Genomic DNA, 20,479 nt, shown 5'->3' with positions numbered 1-20,479 from the left:
TGACTCATCCAGCGTTACCATTTCACCAACACGACACGGGTTGGCTGAAATCCATGCAGTATGCTCCTCATTAACATACCTCTTTTCACCTTCATCCAGAAGACATGCAATAACGTCCATTTTCTCTTCATGGCTCAATCCTGTTGGATATCCTCTGCCATGGCCAACAGTTTCATCATAATCAATAATCATTCTAAAACACCCAATCCCAATCATGATTGATTATTTTATCCGGTATGTAAAGGCCAGTATTTTCCATTGACTCATCATTGGCATCCCACAATAACGTACTGTCTTTGTAGGCTTTCGGATATTCGTGTTCACCTTTGTATAATCTGATTCCGGTTTTTGTCTGCCTTTGCGTTACTGTTATCTGTGGAATTCCATTGGCTGCAAACAATGGAGACGGGAAGATTAACATCCATTTCAGGTCAACGTAATTGTATTCCTCAAATTCTTCCGTCAAATACCATTCCGGAGAAATGGAAACCTCATTATATTCCGTTTGATAGATTTTGGTTGGATTGTTTCTCATGAATCCTTCAATATAATCTGCACTATCTGATGTTCCAGTTCCTACACGTGCATGAAGATGGTATTGATTATAATTTCCATCATCATCACTTCCTGAAGCGTAAGCGTCCCATGATGAAAGTTGAACTAACGTTTTGGCTCCGTCAAACATGCAATATGACTTCACATCATCAGACCATGTTAAGACCGTGTCTTTCCTGTCTACCTGATACATTGTGAGATTGAAATCGGACTGCATCATGATACTTCCACTTGTTGAACCATGATATGTTGCATTATCATTAACAACAACATTACCGCCGATTCTTTTGAATCTCGCAGCAACAACACGATTATTGGCTAAAGGTTGACCAGAAGCAAAGGTAGTGTATAAACCTGTTGGAGAAGTTCCTTCAATGTTTGGAACAAATCTCGCTCTTAGATATTTTCCTCCGTCTGTTGAGTCATTGTTTGATGATAATCCTGAGTAGTTCATGAAAAATTGTGAGAATGTATCAGAGTTTGCATCAAACATCAGTACCTCACCGCCAGTCGTTAAAGTGCTTGAGAATGCTGTTGATTTGTCATAGACATCCAAGAGCAGATTTGTTGTTTGTGAGATTTTGTTAGTTGGGATTCTTACAAGTATTGCTGCCGGTTGAGATCCATATGCTGGAATGTATAGAACCTTGCATTCCGTTTTGTCCTTTGTTTTGATTTTAAGATTTTTCAAATCATCTCTGAAAAGATTAGAATAGGAACTGTCAGATAGATTATCCAAATAGATATAATCATAGTTTCCGGAATAACTGCCGCTTCTCTCGATGTAATTACTCATAACAATATTGATTTGTAATTCTTCCTGCAAAGTCATAATCAATATTTTATTATTTATTTTATATAAATAATATAATAAAAAAAGTAATATTTAGATTAAGATTTAAACTTAGCATGACTAATCATTACATTGACTTATAAAAAAAGCTACACTTTAAAAATAGTATTAAAATAATTATAAAAACAGTTGATTAAAAAATAAGTTATTCATTAAAGTATATGAATAATTAATCATGAAAATAAAATAAAATAAATAAGGGTTGCGCATCAACCCTCCACCATAATTAATTTTCCCGTTGTCGGATCCTTATACACCTTACCCATTTCAGTGTAACCCTGACCTGAAGAGTTACTGGTATCCGGTGCTTGATCCAGCTGTTGGCCCTGGTCGATTTCTGTTGTGGTTTTCTGCATCTGCTGCTGAACAGTGGTATCAGGGTCAATCATCGCCTGCATATTCCATGAAATAATCACAAAGACAAGAAAGCCCACTGCAATTACAAGCATTGCATCAACAAGATTTGATGTTCCGGCCATCGGGTCTTCCTCAACCCTTTGTCTTCTTGCACTTTTTCTTCGAACCATAACAATCAATCCATATAGTCAAGAACAGCATCAGTAAGTGCATCCAAATCAGCCAGGTATCTGTCGTATCTGGATTTTCTGATTTTTCCCAAAACGTAGCACAATGCACCTGAACCGATACCTACAATTGTTGTGTTGAACGCTAAAGTCAGTGAAGTTGCAAGAGTGTTGATATCACCTGCTCCTAGTGCAGCAAGTCCCGGACCCATAGGTATCAATGTTCCCATCAAACCTAATGTCGGACCGATTCTTGTAATGATATCAGTTTTGTTCAGGTTCTTGTCGATTTTTTCCTCTTCCATTTCAACCAATCTTCTAGCGGCAGCTTCACGTGAAGACTTTTTCATTGAATGTGTGTCTGAGATTTTTGTTAAAATTCTCTTTTGAGTATCAGGTATTCCAGACTGGTTTACAATGATTTGAAGATGCTCGATAGAAGAAGCATTGCTGATTTGGAATATTAAATCATAGATTTCAGAAACCTTGACCGGTTTGTTTTTAAAGTATTCTGCAATGATTTCGCCCAATAAAAAAAGTGAAGCAACCACAATGATTAAAAGAATTATTAAAACCGGAATGGTTAGGCTTTGTGAAATAGTATCCATTGCTGCGGATATGAATGCATCACCCGGAAATGAAACCAAAAATATACACCTCTTTTAAATAAATGTGTTTTTTAAAGTAAAACCAGTAAGATACCAGCTTTACTTTAAATCCCTTTTAAAGGAGAAAAAACCATGAAAATTCAACAGTCAGATTCACCCACTATGGGGAGAATCTGGGAAAGTAAAAATTACTTTCTCTTTACCTTAAAATTCATCACCATCCTTTTTAGTCCGCCTATAACCATAACCTAAAACTATGATAACAGCGAATAAAATGACAGCTGCCACAAAATTCAAATTGCTCTTTTCAATATCAATTACTTTACTTACTTCGTATGCATTAACAGTTTCACCAGAACCTGCATCAGAGCCGCCCTCACTGGAACGGTCCATACCGTCAGTTTTATCAGTGCTCGGACTTTCAGAAGTTGAAATATCACCGATACCTGTGATGTTACTCATGATTCCTGACGCTTCACCAACTTTACCGAAGATGTTATTCTTGCCGTTGCCGAAGGTTCCTGAACTTCCATTGCCTGAACCAGTTCCAGTACCTGAACCTGTGCCCTGACCGTTACCGTCACCAGTACCGTTACCGTAGCCAGGGGTTGGTTCTTCAGGTTCTGTAGGTTCACTTGGAGTTACCGGATTAGTGTAACGTTTTACTGCCTCATCAAAAGATGGTATAACCGGGTCTGGATTGTTAATCGCTTCGCCCTCTTCAAAACCAGGATCATATTCCCTGTTGGTGGAATTATAACCTTCTGTAATTTCAATATCAAAGTGAGCGGATTTACGGATTTCACCAGAAATAATAACTTCAATATCACTGACTGCCATAGACACATCAAACTCTGCAATAGCAGAATCATTAATGAACTTAACAGTCTGGCTAAATCCACCAGTATTGAAAATCACATCAAACTCAGGAATCTCAGACAAGTAGTGACCATCCAAACGGTTGATTAATCTCAAACGGAAAGTAGCATCACCAATACGGTCAACAACAAGATCAACCTTACCTTCACGATAACTGGTAGCTCCCCCATAATTAGTCAAGCTGTAACTGGATGAACCGTCCATCAAGTTATAGCCATAACTGTCACAACCCCCCTCAATGTAGTGCACATATTTTCTTGCCTCCCATGAACGGTGAGACAAGCGGATAACCACATTATCAATGATGACTGTGTTTCCTTCATGGAAGTTGCTTGCAGGATGAGACACCTGAATACCATTATAGCAATGCATAAAGAACATGTCCGGAGGGAAATAAGACTCATAAATATAAGCCGCCAACTGCTCGGTTAAAATTACATAATCCGAACTATACAAGTCACCTTCATGACCATGCAGCAATTTAATGGTATTCTGCTTAATAGTTACGTTTTCACTGTAACCCATAAAGTCAACCCCATTATAACAGCCGTCAATCAGGTTATGAGTAATATTCACATTGAAATACTCATTAGACAAAAGTATTGCATCTCCGACAGTTTCATAAATGGTATTTTTATCAATGACAGTATTTTCAGTAGTATGATATAGGCGAATACCAAAATACCCATAATTGATAGTGTTATTGTAGATATAATTGTCACTGGAATCATCGATTAAGATGTTATTTGCTCTGCTTTCAGAAGCTGGAACATTAACTACAAACTTCAAGCGACCATTAGCATCAGGTTCAAGACTATTGCCACCATTATTGAGTTTATACGGGTCTTTACCATTGTCTTCTACAACAGAGTTGATTATTGATGTATTTTTGGACTGGTAAACCCAAATTCCATCACTGTAACAGTCACTGACATTAATGCTCTCCAATAATGTATTGCTTGACTGATTAACAAGAATTCCTTCATCAGCATTGCAAACACTGCTCGATTTAATGACCGTACCATTGCTCTTAAAGATATTGATGCCGATACCATCATTTACATCAATCCTATCATTGATTATTAGAACATTATCTGCATTATCAATTAAAATTCCAGTTCCATTTATGGTAAATCCGTTTAAAATAGAACCGGTAGCGTTTGCAGTGAAAATGAACACAGGTTTGCCGCTTCCTGATAATACTGTATTGTTGTTTGAAATGATGTTTAGTGGCTTGTTTACTGTGAAAGTTGCATTTTCCAAAACACGATAATCAAACAACACTTTACTGCCAGGTTCGGCATTGTCCAGAATTTCCTGAATCTCATCAATTAATGTAGAGTTTACTTGATCCTGAATATTGACAACATCAGTAATCTTAAATGTAACATTAGTTACATTACCGTAATTGCCTGCACAGTCTCTTGCAACCATGTTTAAAATTGTGTCAACTTCAATCTCGAATGGATTGGTGTAAATCCTTCGAGTGGAACTACTTAACGGACTGGAACCGTCAACAGTGTAAAAAATAGTCACATTACCATATTCATCAGTTGCATTGAGTGAAATTAACTGTGTTTGATTGAAAATACCCCCCTCTGTTGAAGTGCTGTTGATATAAACTGTTACGTTGCTTGGCGGAGTGATATCATGGAATATAACTTCAATTGTAGTGTTACGAGCAAGAGTGATATTGCTATTGTATTCAACAAACAAAGTCACACGATACTTACCACTCTGATTGTAAGTATGTATTGGATTTTGGTCAAATGAAGTAGAATTATCTCCAAAGAGCCAGAAATACCTGTTGGTACCGTTGGTTGACAAGTCAGTGAACTGTATTGTTGTTTCAGTTCCATTAACATGCTGGTATGTGAAATCAGCAGCAATATCACGGAAAGCATAGATTCCCTGATTAGTTGTTACGAGTAATGTACCATCAGCAGTTAAAGTGGGACTTGAGTATGAAATCGGATTTCCATACTTTCCAGTCATTTCATACTGCCAAATCAACTCACCAGACAAATTAAACGCATAAACCATATTATTACTGGTAACATATAAAATTTCATCCCCACTGACTAGAGGAGATGATGCGGTAAGACCCGAATGTGAAATAGGAGTTTGCCATAAAATATCACCATTACTTGCATTAAATGCAAATAAATTATCATTACCCGTGACATATATTGCTCCGTTATAGTAAGTAGGAGTTCCTGACACATATTCCTCATTTATAGTTAAACCAAGTAAAAAACTACGAGTCCATTTTTTAGTTCCATTCTGATAATATGCATTCAAAACATAATTATGATAAATATCATCATTAACATAATGATTTCCACTTTGAACTAAATTAAATGACCTAAAATAATTTAAAACGTAAATAGTGTTATCTGAACCAATGCTGACTGAAATTTGAGTATTTTGAGCATTAGATGTTACAATTGCACCATTATCAATAAATGCTGCTTGATTTAAAGAACCATCATGATTTAAAATTACAAATTCATGATTTGCTGAAACCAAATACAAGTACCCCTCATTAGAAACTACAGGAGTAGAACCGGAAATAAAGGGAATAGTCTGATTAGCTATCAAAACACCATCTCTAAAAACATAAACATTGCTGTTAAGACTATTTGAAGTAATGACATATAGTCGATTATCTAATCCAAATACTGGACTGGTTCCAGTATTATAATCTCCAAGATTATATTTCCAAATCAATTGACCATTAGGTGAAACACGATAGACTGTACTGTTCATCCAATTGCTGAAATAAATATTACCATCAGCACCAATTGTAGGAGTACAAATAATTCTACTTGTAGTACCGAACCTCCAGATGATTAATCCTTGATTATTTAAATAATAAAGATAACCATCACTACCACCTACTATGATATGGCCTTTACTATCCACAACAACTGAACCAGAACTAATAACATTATTATTAATCCAAGAAGACTGATTCATCAAAGGCCCAGTATAATTAGTAACACCAGTATTATTAATATCTCCTTGATATTGACTCCAAATAGCATCAGAACTACTAAAACTAGAATTTTTCAAATAGTTCACACTGAAATCAAATGAATAACAAGTCATAAACAAAGGAACATTTGCCAAATAAAACCGATAATACTCAATATAATCATATTCGGCACAGAATTGTATTTCAACAGAATCTTGAACAACTAATGGATGAGTATAAAGTATAAATCCATCAAAATTTTCCATTTGAGGATACCATTTAGTACCATTTAGCGTATAATAAAAATTAACAAATTTATCCTTATAATTACTACCAAATTCAACAAAAACGTCCTGTTTTATAAAACAAGGCAACCCATCGCCATAAACATTATTAATTGTATCTAAAAATGTTTTATGGAAATTACCCCATTTATCAATAACCGAATAATGAACAGTGCATGATTCATTTACAACAAAAGGTTCAGTGTAAACTGAACGAGTTGGACTATAACCTGGATTTGTACCATCCAAAGTATAAAAAATAACTGCATCCAAACCATTGCACTCAATCTCAACAGTCATATTATCATCAAACATAGAATAGGGAGTAATATAAGTTATACTCGGTGCAACAGTATTGCTTGAAAGAGGAACAGTATATTTTTCACCTGAAACAATAATTTCTAATTCAGATAAATCGCTGGTTAGGTAACCTAATGAGAAAATACACTCTCCACGACCACCAATAATCAAAACATCCTCAGACACAATAGTAGTTAAATTTTTTTCAATAATCTGAATATTCTCAAACTGATGGCGTTCATAATAAGTATAATTTTCAATATTTGTTAACTCAATACAAATATTATCTTGTAAATGACCCTGGTTAGATGTGTCTTCACCAAGATTATTATGAGTTAAATCCACTGTTAGATTATAATAGGTGATTCCTGCAATCAAATAATCATAATCCAAATAATCTGATTGAGTGATATTTAAAACCAACCAGAAATACAAAGGAGATTTAACTCCACCCAATTGTAAAACATCACTATCCACCAATTCTGAAGAATAATTGTAAACCGGCTGATTTTTACCCCACCAATTATTATCATAAACAATATTGGTAGAATTATAGACTAAACTGATATTGTTCTGGAAAAATGCATTAAAAGATGCATTACTGATTCCGCCAGTGAAATTAAAACCAATACGATTATTTGAAATAATGTTGCTGGTTAATTCCAATTCACCACCTATTTGTGTTAATGCAACATCACAACCAGTGAAATTACAATCATGTATCAGGGATTTACCACTGTTAATAATAATGCTGCTTGAGCTAGCCGTACAATTATTAAATTCACAATCACCCTCAACAATAACATTAGAATTAACTAGACTGCAGTTTTCCAATTCAAAATTACCCTTAGATAAAATTACATCACCTGAAATACTTTGAGTAAAAATTAACCTAGAATCAACACCTGTTACTAAAGAATTACTGTCAAATACCACATTACTTACAGTAACACTTGCACCATTAATGACACTAATGCTTGGTTTGTTATTGTCAGATAATAGTGTGCAATTGGAGAAGTTTAAAGTTAGATTTTTATCAACAACAATATTCTCTAGGAACTTATTGTAGAAAATATTATTATCAATATTAATTACATCACCATCAACAGCGTTACTAATGGCACTTTGAATGCTAGAATACTCCGCTCCAGTGCGTTCAATAGTTGGAAGAGTAATCGGAAGAACATAATACATTACTCGAGTAGTGTTCTCATTATGAACTGTTAAACTTACAGTATAATGTCCTGCTTTATATGAATGTGTTACATTTTGAAGATTACTTGTGTTTCCATCTCCAAAATCCCACAACCAACCACTAATCAAACCATAACTACAATCATTAAACGTTAACGTGAGATTATCTCCAACAAGACTATGAGAAATTAATGTGAAATTAACATCAATATCACTATTATAAACTACATTAAAGCAATCCGCATAAGCAGTATTGTTCTTTTGAACTAATTTTAGAGTATGAAAACCTGTGTAATTAGTTACATTCAGTAGAACATATTCCCATTTTCCTAAACCAGTGTTTTTGATTGTGTAGTTTAAAGTTGAAATATCATCCAGTAAAACTTCAATAGTGGAATTCTTAAGCTCAGACATATACCAAAAACCAATATAATCAACAGTACCCAGATTAACCTCTTGTGAGACATAACCCCCATCGGATAGTCTTAAGAAACGTTTGCCGCTTTTAGCATATTTACCATAAGTATAAACAGAAGCATCTTTATAATCCCAACCAATTAATTTAGTTGAAATGTCAAAATCCAGATTAACAATAACATCACGACTATAATACGCCGGAATCAAATCAGATTCCACCAAAGCATCTGTTGCGTCATTATTGGAAACTTTTAATGATACATTAAAATCAACAATGTTATTATATGTGTGTTTTGGATTTTTTTCTGTTGAATTGGATCCATCATCAAAATCCCCTAAATAATCACTAAGGCTTTCATTAAAGGTATCAGTTAAACTGACATCCGGAGAACCTATGCCTTCTGTTACATCAGCTGTGAAATTAACAACAACAAGATTATCTTCGCTACTTTTAATTTCATCATTTTGATTTGCATACAAAGATTCATCTGTAAGCACTGCTTGTGAAGATAAAGCATCATCTAAACTAGTATCAGTGACACTTTCATTACATATTGTATCTTCAGCGAAAACCCCACCTACAGACAATAGAAAAGTAATCAATACAAATAGAATAATTAAAAACTTTTCAGCATTCATAAAAAATCACATTTTACCTTTTATTTAAATTTTTTAAAAAATTCAAAAACTTAGATGCCTATAGGATTTAAACCTAAATATAAGCACCACACGACCCTCAAAATACTTAAAAAAAATAATTAATTTAACCTCTTAAAAAAATAAAAAAATAAGTGAGAAAAAATGTACTCTCACTTTTATTTAATTATAATTTTTCCTTTTTTGCTTATTGCTTTGTATGCTTTATCACCAGCGAATTTAACAGTGTATTTAAAGGTACCTTTTTTGGTTAATTTGGTTACTTTAATTGTTGCTACACCTTTGCTGTTGGTTTTAGCTGTGTAAGTTTTACCATTAACTTTTAAAGTAATTTTTTTACTTTTAAGTATTGTACTGCCTGATTTTAAAGTGATTTTAACCTTTTTGGTTTTTGTTTTTGCTTTAAATGTTTTCTTAGGAGCAGTGATTTTGGTAGCTTTTTTACTTACAACAACTTTGCTTGTGCTGATTGATGATTTGTATGTGTCATCGCCTGCAAAGGTTACTGTAGCATAGTATGTGCCTGCACTTGCAAATTTAACTGCTATTTTAGCAACACCATTATCATCAGTTGTGCCATTATATGTTACTCCATTGATGATGACATTGACTGTTTTGTTTGCTAAAGCTGTGCCGTTAGCTTTGAGAGTTACTTGGACGTTTCCACTGGTTAATGCTTTAATATTTAAATTATTTGCAGCAACTGTTGTGGAAATTAACTCGGCAGATAAAGTTTGGATTTGCTTTTGAGCTTCACCTAATTGTGCAGTTAAGTTACCTGCTTTGTCATTAGCAACTTCAAGTTCACCTTGCAATTTAGTAGCATTAGCTTGAGCTTCACCCAATTCCTCAGTTAAATTAACAACTTTACTATTAGCATCAACAAGATCACTATTCAACTTAGTAGCATTAGCTTGAGCTTCTTCTAATTGAGTAGTTAAATTGCTTACTTTTTGAGTAGCTTCAGCAAGGTCATTAGTTAACTTTGTAATGTTGGCTTGATTTAGTTCAGAAGTTAAGTCATCTACTTTTGCATTAGCATCGGCAAGGTCATTTGTTAACTTGGTAACATTGGCCTGAGCTTCACCTAACTCAGCAGTTAAATTTTCAACTTTACTATTAGCATCAGCCAAATCACTATTTAGCTTAGTAACATTAGCTTGAGCTTCACCCAATTCAGCAGTCAAGTTTTCAACTTTACTATTAGCATCAACAAGATCACTATTCAATTTAGAAGCGTTAGCTTGAACTTCACCTAATTCAGCTTTTAAATCCTCAACTTTCTTATTAGCATCAGTGAGGTTATCTGCTAATTTAGTGGCGTTAGCTTGTGCTTCGTTTAATTGATTTTCTAACTCTGAAACTGCTTTATTATTCTCATCATCAGAAGCAATATCACTTAAAGTAATGGAATCACTAGATCCGACAACATTATCATTACCGAAATATGATACGGTAATTGTAGCTCCGTTTACACCGGTTAAAGTAAATATTCCATCTGCATTGGTGGTTGTGTTTTGTATGTCCCCTTCACCAATTTGATAGCTGATTACTTCATTAGCGATGACGCTGTCTTTGGAATCTTTTAATATTCCGGTAACTGTGAGGTTTCCATCTACACTGGTGATTTTAATAGTGCTTGTCACTATTTCTTTTGCAGTTACATCAATGCTTGTTGAGTTATAGAGGGAGTTGAATATGTCGTTTCCTTCATAGACTACAAAGAGTGTGTGTTTTCCTGCAGTTAAATTATCCATAGTTAAAGCATATTGACTATTGTCTAAAGCTACTGTTGAGGATACACCGTCAATGATTATTGTGATGTTTCCTGTTGCTTGTGGAACTTCAATTACTACATTTGCAGTAGCACCTTCCACTAACTCACCGGTTACATCAATGTTGACGTTGGTTTTTGAGACAATGTCTGTGTTTAGAGCATAGTTTTTACCTTCACGGGTAATGTTAACATTTTTAACATCAGTATTGGTTGTTAATAATGTTATTTGACCTATACCGTTTTCTAGGGTTGCTGAGTTGAGAACATCTCCACCATCACTTACAAAGTCTAAAGTAATGGTTTTTAGATAACCATTGATAGTTTCAGGTTCACTGTTTTTGGTTAAATCTATGGTAACCGGATATTCTTTGTTAATACCCATGATGCTAGTGGTTGTGTTTACGTTTAGCTCTAACCATAAACTGAGGTCTACTTCGCTGTCTGCTTCTTTTCTGAAAATATCAAGATAGTTGTCAGATAAGTTTGCACCGGATTCATATTGAGGGAAGTTGTTACCCCACCAGTTATTATCCATACTTACATTGTCACCAACATAAACCAAACCAAATTTAGCGTTAGCGTAAATGAGGTTATATTCCATGTTGGTTTTACCGCCAGTAACATTAACACCAATATTGTTATCGGTGATTAAGTTGCTTATGATGTCCAGTTCACCTGCAGTTTGAGTAATAGCAACATCTGAGCCAGTTAAGGTAGTGTTGAATATTTTTGATTTACCTCCATTGACAATAACTCCACCTTTAGAAATAGTGGAATTAGCAATATTAGTGTTAGCAACAATAGTTAAAACAGAATTATTAAATGAATCATCTAATAAATCAATGTTACCTTCACTTAAAGCCAAATCAACACCAATATCAGAATCCTTAATGATTAACCTGGAATCACTATCAGTTACTAGTGTACTGTCTTTGTTTAAACCAAGGTTGGTTACAGTTACGGTTGCACCGTTAGTGATGTTGAATAATGGAGCTGAAACATCTTTAGCAGATAAGACTGCACCATTAAAGTTTAAGGTTAAAGATTTGTTAAATATGAAGTTTTCACTGTATTCACCGCCAGTTAACGGAGTAATGTCAATAACATCATTTTCGCTAGCATTATCAATAGCCTCCTGGATAGTGCCATAACTAGTGCCATTTACAGTTGGTAGGCTTAATGAGAAATAGTAAGTGTATTTATCCATTTCTAGACCATCATGATAGATATGTAAAACAGCATAATGATCTCCTTGAGTAAATGTATGTGTTGGATTTTGACTAGTGCTATTGGTTCCGTCATCAAATTCCCATAAGTATCCACTAATTATACCATAAGAAGCATCTTTAAAGGTTACTGAAACATTACCGTCAACTACACTTGAGGAAGCAATACTGAAATTAGCTAAATAAATGTATTTGCTAAAAGTAACTTTATCAATACGATAACCGGATGTTATTTTTAAAGTATGATTTCCATATAATTTACTGACATCATAACTTATTATACCCATAGCGTTAAAACCTTGGGCAACAACATCGTTACGATAAACTAATACATTATCAATGTAAAATTCACCAGGATGATATCCTGCTGCGTCATTACCTCCTACAAGCGCAGAGATTACATCAACATCATCGAAATTAATAACTTTTTCGATTTCACCAGTTACATAATAACCCGCATTAACAGTATTATTATTATGACCAAGATATGGACCATAGTGTAGTGTTGCATTGCTCCATCCATTAGTACTATTTTCAAAAGTATCAACATTAATAGGATAAGCCACTGAATTATAATATTTAACCATTTCTTTTTTAGTAATGGAACTTGTATTTCCAAACTTATCTGTAACAGTTAAAGTAACATCATACTTACCAAATGAATTAGGATAACTATGATATACGTTAGTTGGTAGGGATTCAACATAGGTATTATTTTTTCCATCTCCCCAGTCCCAAAACCAACTGTAAGGTGTTCCAGAAGAAGTATCATTTAAATAAATAAAATTATTTGAGGTTCTGATTAAATTAAAATTAGCAATGACTTTTTCAATAACATCAACTGAATAAGTAATATTTTTTGAATCTGTTACATTCGATATAGTTAATATTACCTCATTAGTGCCAATTTCTGGATAACAATGTGTTGGATTTGAGATGTTACTATATGTCCCATCCCCAAAATTCCAATACCATTTAGTTATATTTTCTGTTGTTGTATAGTTGAAGTTAATTGGAGTGTTAATATAAGTATTAATATAAAAATCAGCACTATTTTTAATAGCGTAACTAATGGAATCTATATAATATGTGCCTTTAATAGTTATTAAAAAAGACAAATTTGCATAACCTTTGTATTCTTGCGTATTAATAGTATGTTCTGTCCAACCAGTACCTTTTTTTAAGGTTATGCTTCCAGTAGTATATAGATTTCCTAAATCATTATCAATATTAACACAATATTTAGTTGAAGCACCATTATCACTAATATAATATGTTATTGAGTCTATATTTGTCAAATCAATATATTGACTTAATGATACAGGTGTCTTTGCAGGAGTAGATAATGCTACATAATTTCCATGTTCAGCATCATTTTTAATCACCACTTGAGTAGAATCACTAACATTCCAACCATCTAAACCATCATCAAAATTAGGATTTTGAATCAAATTGTCAGATGAATCCAAGATATTACTATTTGAATCTATCATTAATTTATTATTTTCACTGTTTTCAGCAATTAATTCAGTATAATCCAAATCAATACAGTTATTTTGAGAATAAGTAATATGGGACTGTCCAATAATTTCATTTTCTTGAGCGTTCAATGCAGAGTCATCATCCACACCGGCCGCTTTTTCGTCATTACTTACTGAAACAAGATCCGATCCCGAATCCATTTCAGACAAATTGTTATCTATAGCACTATCATGAGCAGCGCTAATAGCACTAACACCACATAACAATACTACACATAACATAAATATTAGAATCATTTGTTTTAAATTCATGGAAAACATTCCTCATAAATTTATTTCTAATTTAAAGCCTGTAAAAAAAACATTTTTCACAAACTCTTTTTAAAAATGTTTTTTAAATCTAATATGTATAAATAATCTCCATAGATATGTAGATTTATACACATCAATATTAATTTTTGTCGAGGTGAATATATATATTATTCGGTTTATTTTGCGATTTGAGGGATTAAAATTAGTGAAATTATAATAAGGCTTATGGGGGGGGGGGGACAAAGGAATTTAGAACATATAAATGGCATAATGACTAAACAAATAAAAATTAACAGGTATTGAAACAAGAGATTTCTTCGAAATGATAAAAAGCATATCGCTAGATTATCAACGTTGCTTTTAGATGATCCCTTATTTTTATCAAGTTATCCACAGTTGCTTCAATTTTCAAGTCAACATCTGCTTTTTGTTTGCCCCTTCTTCGAAGGCCAGGATAGTCACGTCCATCCTTCATTGTTCCAAATCCCCCTTCACTATAAATTCCCCTGAATTTATAATAGAATTGACCGGCATCAGATAGGAAATTCTTCTTAGACTCCAAAACCAATGGATGTATTGGTTCATACAAATCCCTATACTTGCGTGGAGTACACTCATCATGAAATGGACAATCAGGACATGCTTCACTTCTAAAACGAAACTTTAAGGTGCTTTTAATATTTTTAATCTCGCCTTTTTGAAGTTTCTCACCATATGGGCAGATATAACACTCTTCCACGCAATCAAAATGCATATTGCATTTATCATACTGGTCATCAGCATTTGTACCATTTCGCCTCATACTGTCATTCCTGTCGGGAATCAGGGGAATGATGTTGCGCATATAACTATATTCCAATGCTTCAAAAGTCCAGTAACCATGGTCGGCCAAAATCAATCTGGGTGATTTGCCCAAAGCAGACACAACATTGTCAATTGCAGGAACCATGGCATGCTTATCGTTCTTTTCCTGTGAAACTTCCTGAGATATAACAAAACCTGTTTTAATGTCACGCACTGTCTGTACTGTATAAGCATATTTTGATGTGCCGTCTTTCATTTTCATTCTTCTGGAGTCGATATCAGTTAAATTGACACGGCAGGAACCGTCATAATTATCAACCAGCTCATCCAGTAAGTCAATGGCCCAATCACGATTTTCGCATGATTGCAATGCAGTCCTTAAAAGATTTATCCCATGGACATTCAAGTTCTTATGGATTTCCTCCACCAATTCCACCAGATCATCAGGCAATTTGTCTTTAAAGAAATATTTTCTTAATTTACACCATTCAGAGTTTTTAGAAGTATCAAAAGACAAATCATGAATTAAATCCAACAGATAATCCAATTGAATAATGGATAGGGTTCTGAACCTGTTGGCATATGCCTTAACATTGGTGCTGTCTAAAGTAACTACTTCGCCGCCAACCAATCCAAAATCCAATCCCAAATCAACAGTGAACTGGAAAAATTCCAAAAAGAGCAACGGATTTTTCAGCTTAAAATCGGAAATAGTGGATTTGCCCGGACGCTTGTTATTAAGTATATAATTGCATGATTCATCATTATTTCCTAGCCAATCAGCCTTTTTGCGGCAAGATCTCTTATTGTGATAAACGCAATAATAGTCATAGGCCAGCAGTTCATCCCATTCATATTTGACTTTAGGTCCACGAACACTGTATTCACGATCAAAAAGAAGAGGATATTTCTTCTTAAAAGCCTGAACACTCCAAACAATAATCTTAGCCATATGATTGTCGTCCAGATTGTCGCCTGGACGCTCTAAAGTAAATTTAGTCTGCACACTACGTTGCATACCAATAACACAAGCCACCATAAACAATCAAATCCCATATTATGTTACTTACAAAAAAACAAAATATTAATATATGATGACTCTACAAAAATAATAATTGGAGAGCCATTGTTTTTTGTCGTTATTAAATAATTTCTCTCCAACCTTATATAACTCTTTCTATAATGCTTTAAACTTAAAATAAACGAAGAAAATTTATATGTTGCATTATCCAATTGTGAAAAATAATGCTGTGATTTAAAGACAGTTTAATATACCCAAAGATACTACATTTAAAAGCATATGATTAGTTTTCACATTCATTTTAATGAACTCTTGAAGAGACCAAACAGCACAGTTCAAAATCTGTCAAACATAAAAAATCCACTTATGAGGTAAAATTTCAAGTGTAAAAACTGAAATACCAGCAAAACACCAGAATAACAGAATATAAATGAATATCCCACCAGATTACAGTAAAAAAAGGCATGATGCCCCCAAACAAAAAGATTATTTTATCAATCCATATGCAATTTCATCAAATGAAATCATGACAAATTTTATTAATACAATGCCATTATAAAATTAATATAAGAAAAAGGCAATAAACACTTTTTTCTTGAAAAATGTTTTTTTATCTAATATTTATATTAATAAGCTCTCCAAAAAAAATAAAACTGTTTTGGAGATTAAAAAGTGAAAATCAAAAAAATAACAATACTATTGGCAGTATTGATTGTGCTGACAATTACCAGCGTGTCCGCTGCAAACACAACAGACACACTGCAAATTGATGATACAAACACTTTAACAAGTGAAATCAAAGTAAATGACAATATCCAGGATGCAATCAATAACGCCAAAGACGGAGATACAATAAACCTTGGAACAAATAAGGCATACGACATACAGAACACTACAATTGAAATCAACAAGAAAATCACCATAAAAGGTGAAAACGTAAACATTACCGCAGGAAGCGCCAACGGAGCATTTCAGATAAGGGGAACAAGCAACGTTGAAGTCACAGGGATAACCTTCATAAATCCGGTTGAACTGCCTAAATTCGGCAATAATTCCTTCTCGGGAAAGGCAATCTACACCCAGTCATCAAGCAACATATTAATCAAAAACTGCAGGTTCGTAAACTATGCCTACGGCGTTGAAATGTACACCACAAGCCAGTCAACTGTCGAGAACTGCTGGTTCAACGGAGCCACCACAAGCGTCAGCCAAATGGCAGGTTCCGGAACAAAGGCAATCCAACTTATGGGATCAGAACATATCAATATAGCCAACAATACTTTCGATGGCCAGATTTATGACTCCTTAAGCATTGCTGCAACTTCAGGTTATGTCAACATCGAAAACAACACCTTCATAAACAACACCTTCGCAATTTTCTACGGAGGAGCTTCAACTGAAGGAAACAAAATCAAAAACAACCGTTTCATTACCTGCGGAATAATAAATGAAACCTACTCATACAGTTACACTGTCGGAGGAAAAACATATGCAGGAAATGCAACCATTGACATAGAAGACCTGCCGATTATAGGCTTGCAGAAAGCATCAAGCTACATTGAAATCATAGGAAACGAATTTACAGTTAAGGACAACACTAGAATAATCTATTCAGAAGCTGAAAACACTGCCCATGGGTTCCCGTCTGTAATCGGAGACATTAACATTACCGACAACACTGTCAAAAAGGCAGACAATACAGTCAATGACGAGTCAGTGATATTTTACCACTTGAAAATCGTTACAAGCCTTGCAATTGATCCGACCGGCGATATCGTGCTTAAAAACAACAACTTCACAGACGTTCCAAAAATAAACAAACTGAAACTTGAGTTTGAAAGCATTAAGGTAAACGACACAACAGGCGACATTACCATTCCAAAGGCAAAATCATCAACCTACATGTCTATCGTTTATGCCAAATCCGGCCGTGTTGTTGTCGAGCTCAATGACATGAGCGGACAGGCAATCGTTGGTGAAAAGATTTCATACACTGTAAACCACGGCAATACCCAAAGTGCCGTTACAGATGTCTACGGCCACATCTACATCAACGACCTTGAAGGAATCATCGATTTGGATTTAACCTATGCAGGTTCTGATAAGTACTACAGAACAACACTTGGAAGTGACCTGCAGATGGGCGATGCACAGACACAAACCAGTATCCAGGTATCTGATTTAAGTGTAAATGCAATTAATGCAAAAAGTGCAAAATACACTTTCACACTCAAGGATTCCACTGGAAAGGCAGTTGAAGGTAAAAGTGTTAGCATTGCATTTAACGGTAAAGTCTATACCGGCACTAGTGATAACAATGGAATTGTAAGTTTCAGCATACCTACTGCCACAGCAGGAAAGTATGCTGTTACAATGGCATTTACAGGAGACTCAGCATATAAGGGAAGCGTAGCCGTTTCTACAATCAATATTGTAAAACAGGCAACCAAACTGACCGTTGCTAAAAAGACCTTTAAAAAGTCAGCAACCAAAAAGGTTACTGCAGTACTTAAAGACAATAAAGGTAAAGTTCTTAAAAATAAAAAAGTAACATTGAAGGTTAATGGCAAGACCTATACTGCAAAAACAAACAGCAAAGGTGTTGCAACCTTTAAAGTTAAACTGACTAAAAAAGGAACTTTCAAGGCTACAACCAAGTTTGCAGGTGACAATTTCTACACTGCAAAAAGCACTACAAGTAAAATTGTCGTAAAATAGCTTAATTGCTATTTTACATTTTCTTATTTTTTAAAAACAGTTTTTTCAGCTTCGGCTATGAATTTTTCAGCATTCTTTCTGGTGCAATTTCTTGGAAACGGTGCCAAATCCATCATATGCATTGTCCTTTAATGATTGTGTTTCTGATAGAGCAATATTACTGTTAAAGTCCCATTAACATATTCTCTTCCAAAAATTCCAAAGACATATGTGAACTTATATCATAGCCGTCTCGTCAAGCAGTACTTTCACTGATATAAACATTCCATTGTATGACCTTCCAACTGAATCTTAGTATTGTCCGATTTCAATAAATACTTGCCAACTGTAACTATGTGCAAAAACATATCCTTAATTAACAATACTAAAATTTTACAAAAGCCGCATAGTATACAATATTTCTTTTCCAGCTAGAAACTAATCATCAATGCCTGCAGGCATCAATGTAAAAAATAATTCTTGAAAGTTAATATTAAGTTCGATTCATTCTTTGAGTCCGCATGACCCAGTCAAATCACAGGGACACGCAAATAGTATACAACAGCCATGATAATACCATTTACAAAACATTTTATTCATTCCTCGATATAACTTATTACATTACTGTTTAATAATATTACTTATTTGTTTTTGATATTTTCACTGAAGGCCATTAATAAAAAATAAGCTGTCCATCTGTGATAGACTGTTGCGACGAATGAAATGAGTCGCAATAGCTATATGAAGAAATAATTAATCTTATCAGATTTAAGAACCGACCGTTTACCGGTCGGTTCGGGGTTAAGTTTTGTAAATTTAATAGGGAAAGTGAAAACACTTTCCCGAATATAAATAACGAGCGATTCAATGAAAGTATAGCTCCGGCGGAAAAGTTAGAAAAAACACCATCATAGCTATATTCTGGTTCGGTTGAATCCCATGTCCTTTAGAATCTTGTTATATTCCTCACGGGTTGTAAATGACGGAGCATTTTCATCTCCAGTGCTTCCGGCAGATTCTGTTTCACCGACTTCACCTGAGTTTTGAGGGTTGCGACCTCCAGGAGCTGAAATGTCATTTGTAGCTTCAATTTTAATTCTTCTTTCAGCCAGTTTTTCCATTAGCTCCATATCAACATCACCTGTGAGTAGCTTATCGATTATTTCCTTATCCTGTGGGTTTTCATTGTAGTTGAAGTTGTACTTGGCTTCGTACTCTTTTATTTTCCTTTCGTTTTCATGTTTTCTAAGTTCAGACAATTCCTTTAGGATATCTTCCTTATTGTCTATGAATTCCTTGTTTTCCTCTATGGATTTTTTAATCTTATCATACTTTTTGGATTCCTTTTTCAGGTTGTTTATTTCATCCTGAAGTTTTCCGATTTCAGCATCTTTTCCCTGAAGTTTTTCCAAAAGCAAATTAGTAGCTACATTAGCGTCCTGGTTTTGTGGTTCTGGAGGCTGTGGAGCAGGTTTAGGATTTCCAGTTTCACCGGTCACACCTGTTTCACCGGTCTTGCCAGTCTCGCCAGTTATTTCAGAATTCAACAAAGTTATCTTTCTCGGGTTTTTGGTTACACCTACATCTATTAAGCTCATAGTATCAATTCCAAATGAATCTCCATTGTCTTTCAGTAAAACATCAACTTTTGGTGACAGTCCTTTTCCTTTCATGTCAAGTTCATCCGGAAGGTCTATGAATAGCTTTCCCTTATCCTCTTCGAATACGATGTTGTTTCCAATTCCGATATAAACCCTATCGTGCTCGGAGGTTAAAGGGATTCCTCCACGGTAGTTTTCAGCTATTTGCTTTAGATCTTCAGCTGTCCATTCAACAGGTTTGGTCAGACGTTTATCCAAATCGGAGTAGTCATATGATCCGACTTCAAAAAGTTCATGTTTCATGATTATCAC

Annotated in this window: 9 protein-coding genes; 1 reads left to right on the top strand and 8 read right to left on the bottom strand. The window is 34.5% G+C overall.

Annotated features, from left to right (window positions below; all coding sequences use genetic code 11):
- The 7 genes from ACJROP_RS00565 to ACJROP_RS00535 form a co-directional block, all read right to left on the bottom strand.
- The coding region (locus tag ACJROP_RS00565) for a hypothetical protein (protein ID WP_406533575.1) at positions 1-192 on the bottom strand (192 nt) is incomplete at its 3' end.
- 1 nt (position 193) lies between these two features.
- A complete protein-coding gene (locus tag ACJROP_RS00560) occupies positions 194-1,387 on the bottom strand; it encodes a hypothetical protein (protein WP_406533574.1) in 1,194 nt (397 codons plus the stop codon).
- 230 nt (positions 1,388-1,617) lie between these two features.
- Positions 1,618-1,935 carry a DUF2149 domain-containing protein gene (locus ACJROP_RS00555; protein ID WP_406533573.1) on the bottom strand — a complete coding sequence of 106 codons (318 nt, stop codon included), beginning with the start codon at positions 1,933-1,935 and terminating at the stop codon, positions 1,618-1,620.
- 5 nt (positions 1,936-1,940) lie between these two features.
- The gene (locus ACJROP_RS00550; RefSeq protein ID WP_406533572.1) at positions 1,941-2,579 is read right to left on the bottom strand and encodes a MotA/TolQ/ExbB proton channel family protein; all 639 of its coding nucleotides are present in this window, start codon (positions 2,577-2,579) and stop codon (positions 1,941-1,943) included.
- A 165-nt stretch (positions 2,580-2,744) separates the two neighbouring features.
- Positions 2,745-9,230 carry a PKD domain-containing protein gene (locus ACJROP_RS00545; RefSeq protein WP_406533571.1) on the bottom strand — a complete coding sequence of 2,162 codons (6,486 nt, stop codon included), beginning with the start codon at positions 9,228-9,230 and terminating at the stop codon, positions 2,745-2,747.
- 176 nt (positions 9,231-9,406) lie between these two features.
- On the bottom strand, positions 9,407-14,014 hold the full coding sequence (locus ACJROP_RS00540; RefSeq protein WP_406533570.1) for a PKD domain-containing protein: 4,608 nt from the start codon (positions 14,012-14,014) through the stop codon (positions 9,407-9,409).
- 370 nt (positions 14,015-14,384) lie between these two features.
- Positions 14,385-15,887 carry a transposase gene (locus ACJROP_RS00535; RefSeq protein ID WP_406533569.1) on the bottom strand — a complete coding sequence of 501 codons (1,503 nt, stop codon included), beginning with the start codon at positions 15,885-15,887 and terminating at the stop codon, positions 14,385-14,387.
- Between the two features lie 654 nt (positions 15,888-16,541).
- Here ACJROP_RS00535 and ACJROP_RS00530 point away from each other — a divergent pair.
- Entirely contained in the window at positions 16,542-18,587 is a 2,046-nt protein-coding gene (locus ACJROP_RS00530; protein ID WP_406533568.1) for a right-handed parallel beta-helix repeat-containing protein, read from the top strand.
- Between the two features lie 893 nt (positions 18,588-19,480).
- Here the strand turns inward: ACJROP_RS00530 and ACJROP_RS00525 are convergent.
- Complete coding sequence (locus ACJROP_RS00525) at positions 19,481-20,470, bottom strand: hypothetical protein (protein WP_406533567.1); 990 nt, start codon at positions 20,468-20,470, stop codon at positions 19,481-19,483.
- Positions 20,471-20,479 lie beyond the last annotated feature (9 nt).

Origin of the sequence: Methanobrevibacter sp. (assembly GCF_045220775.1) — an archaeon.
Classification (GTDB): domain Archaea; phylum Methanobacteriota; class Methanobacteria; order Methanobacteriales; family Methanobacteriaceae; genus Methanocatella.
The sequence above is the reverse complement of the archived record's forward strand: the minus strand, read 5'-3'. Positions and strand labels throughout refer to the sequence as shown.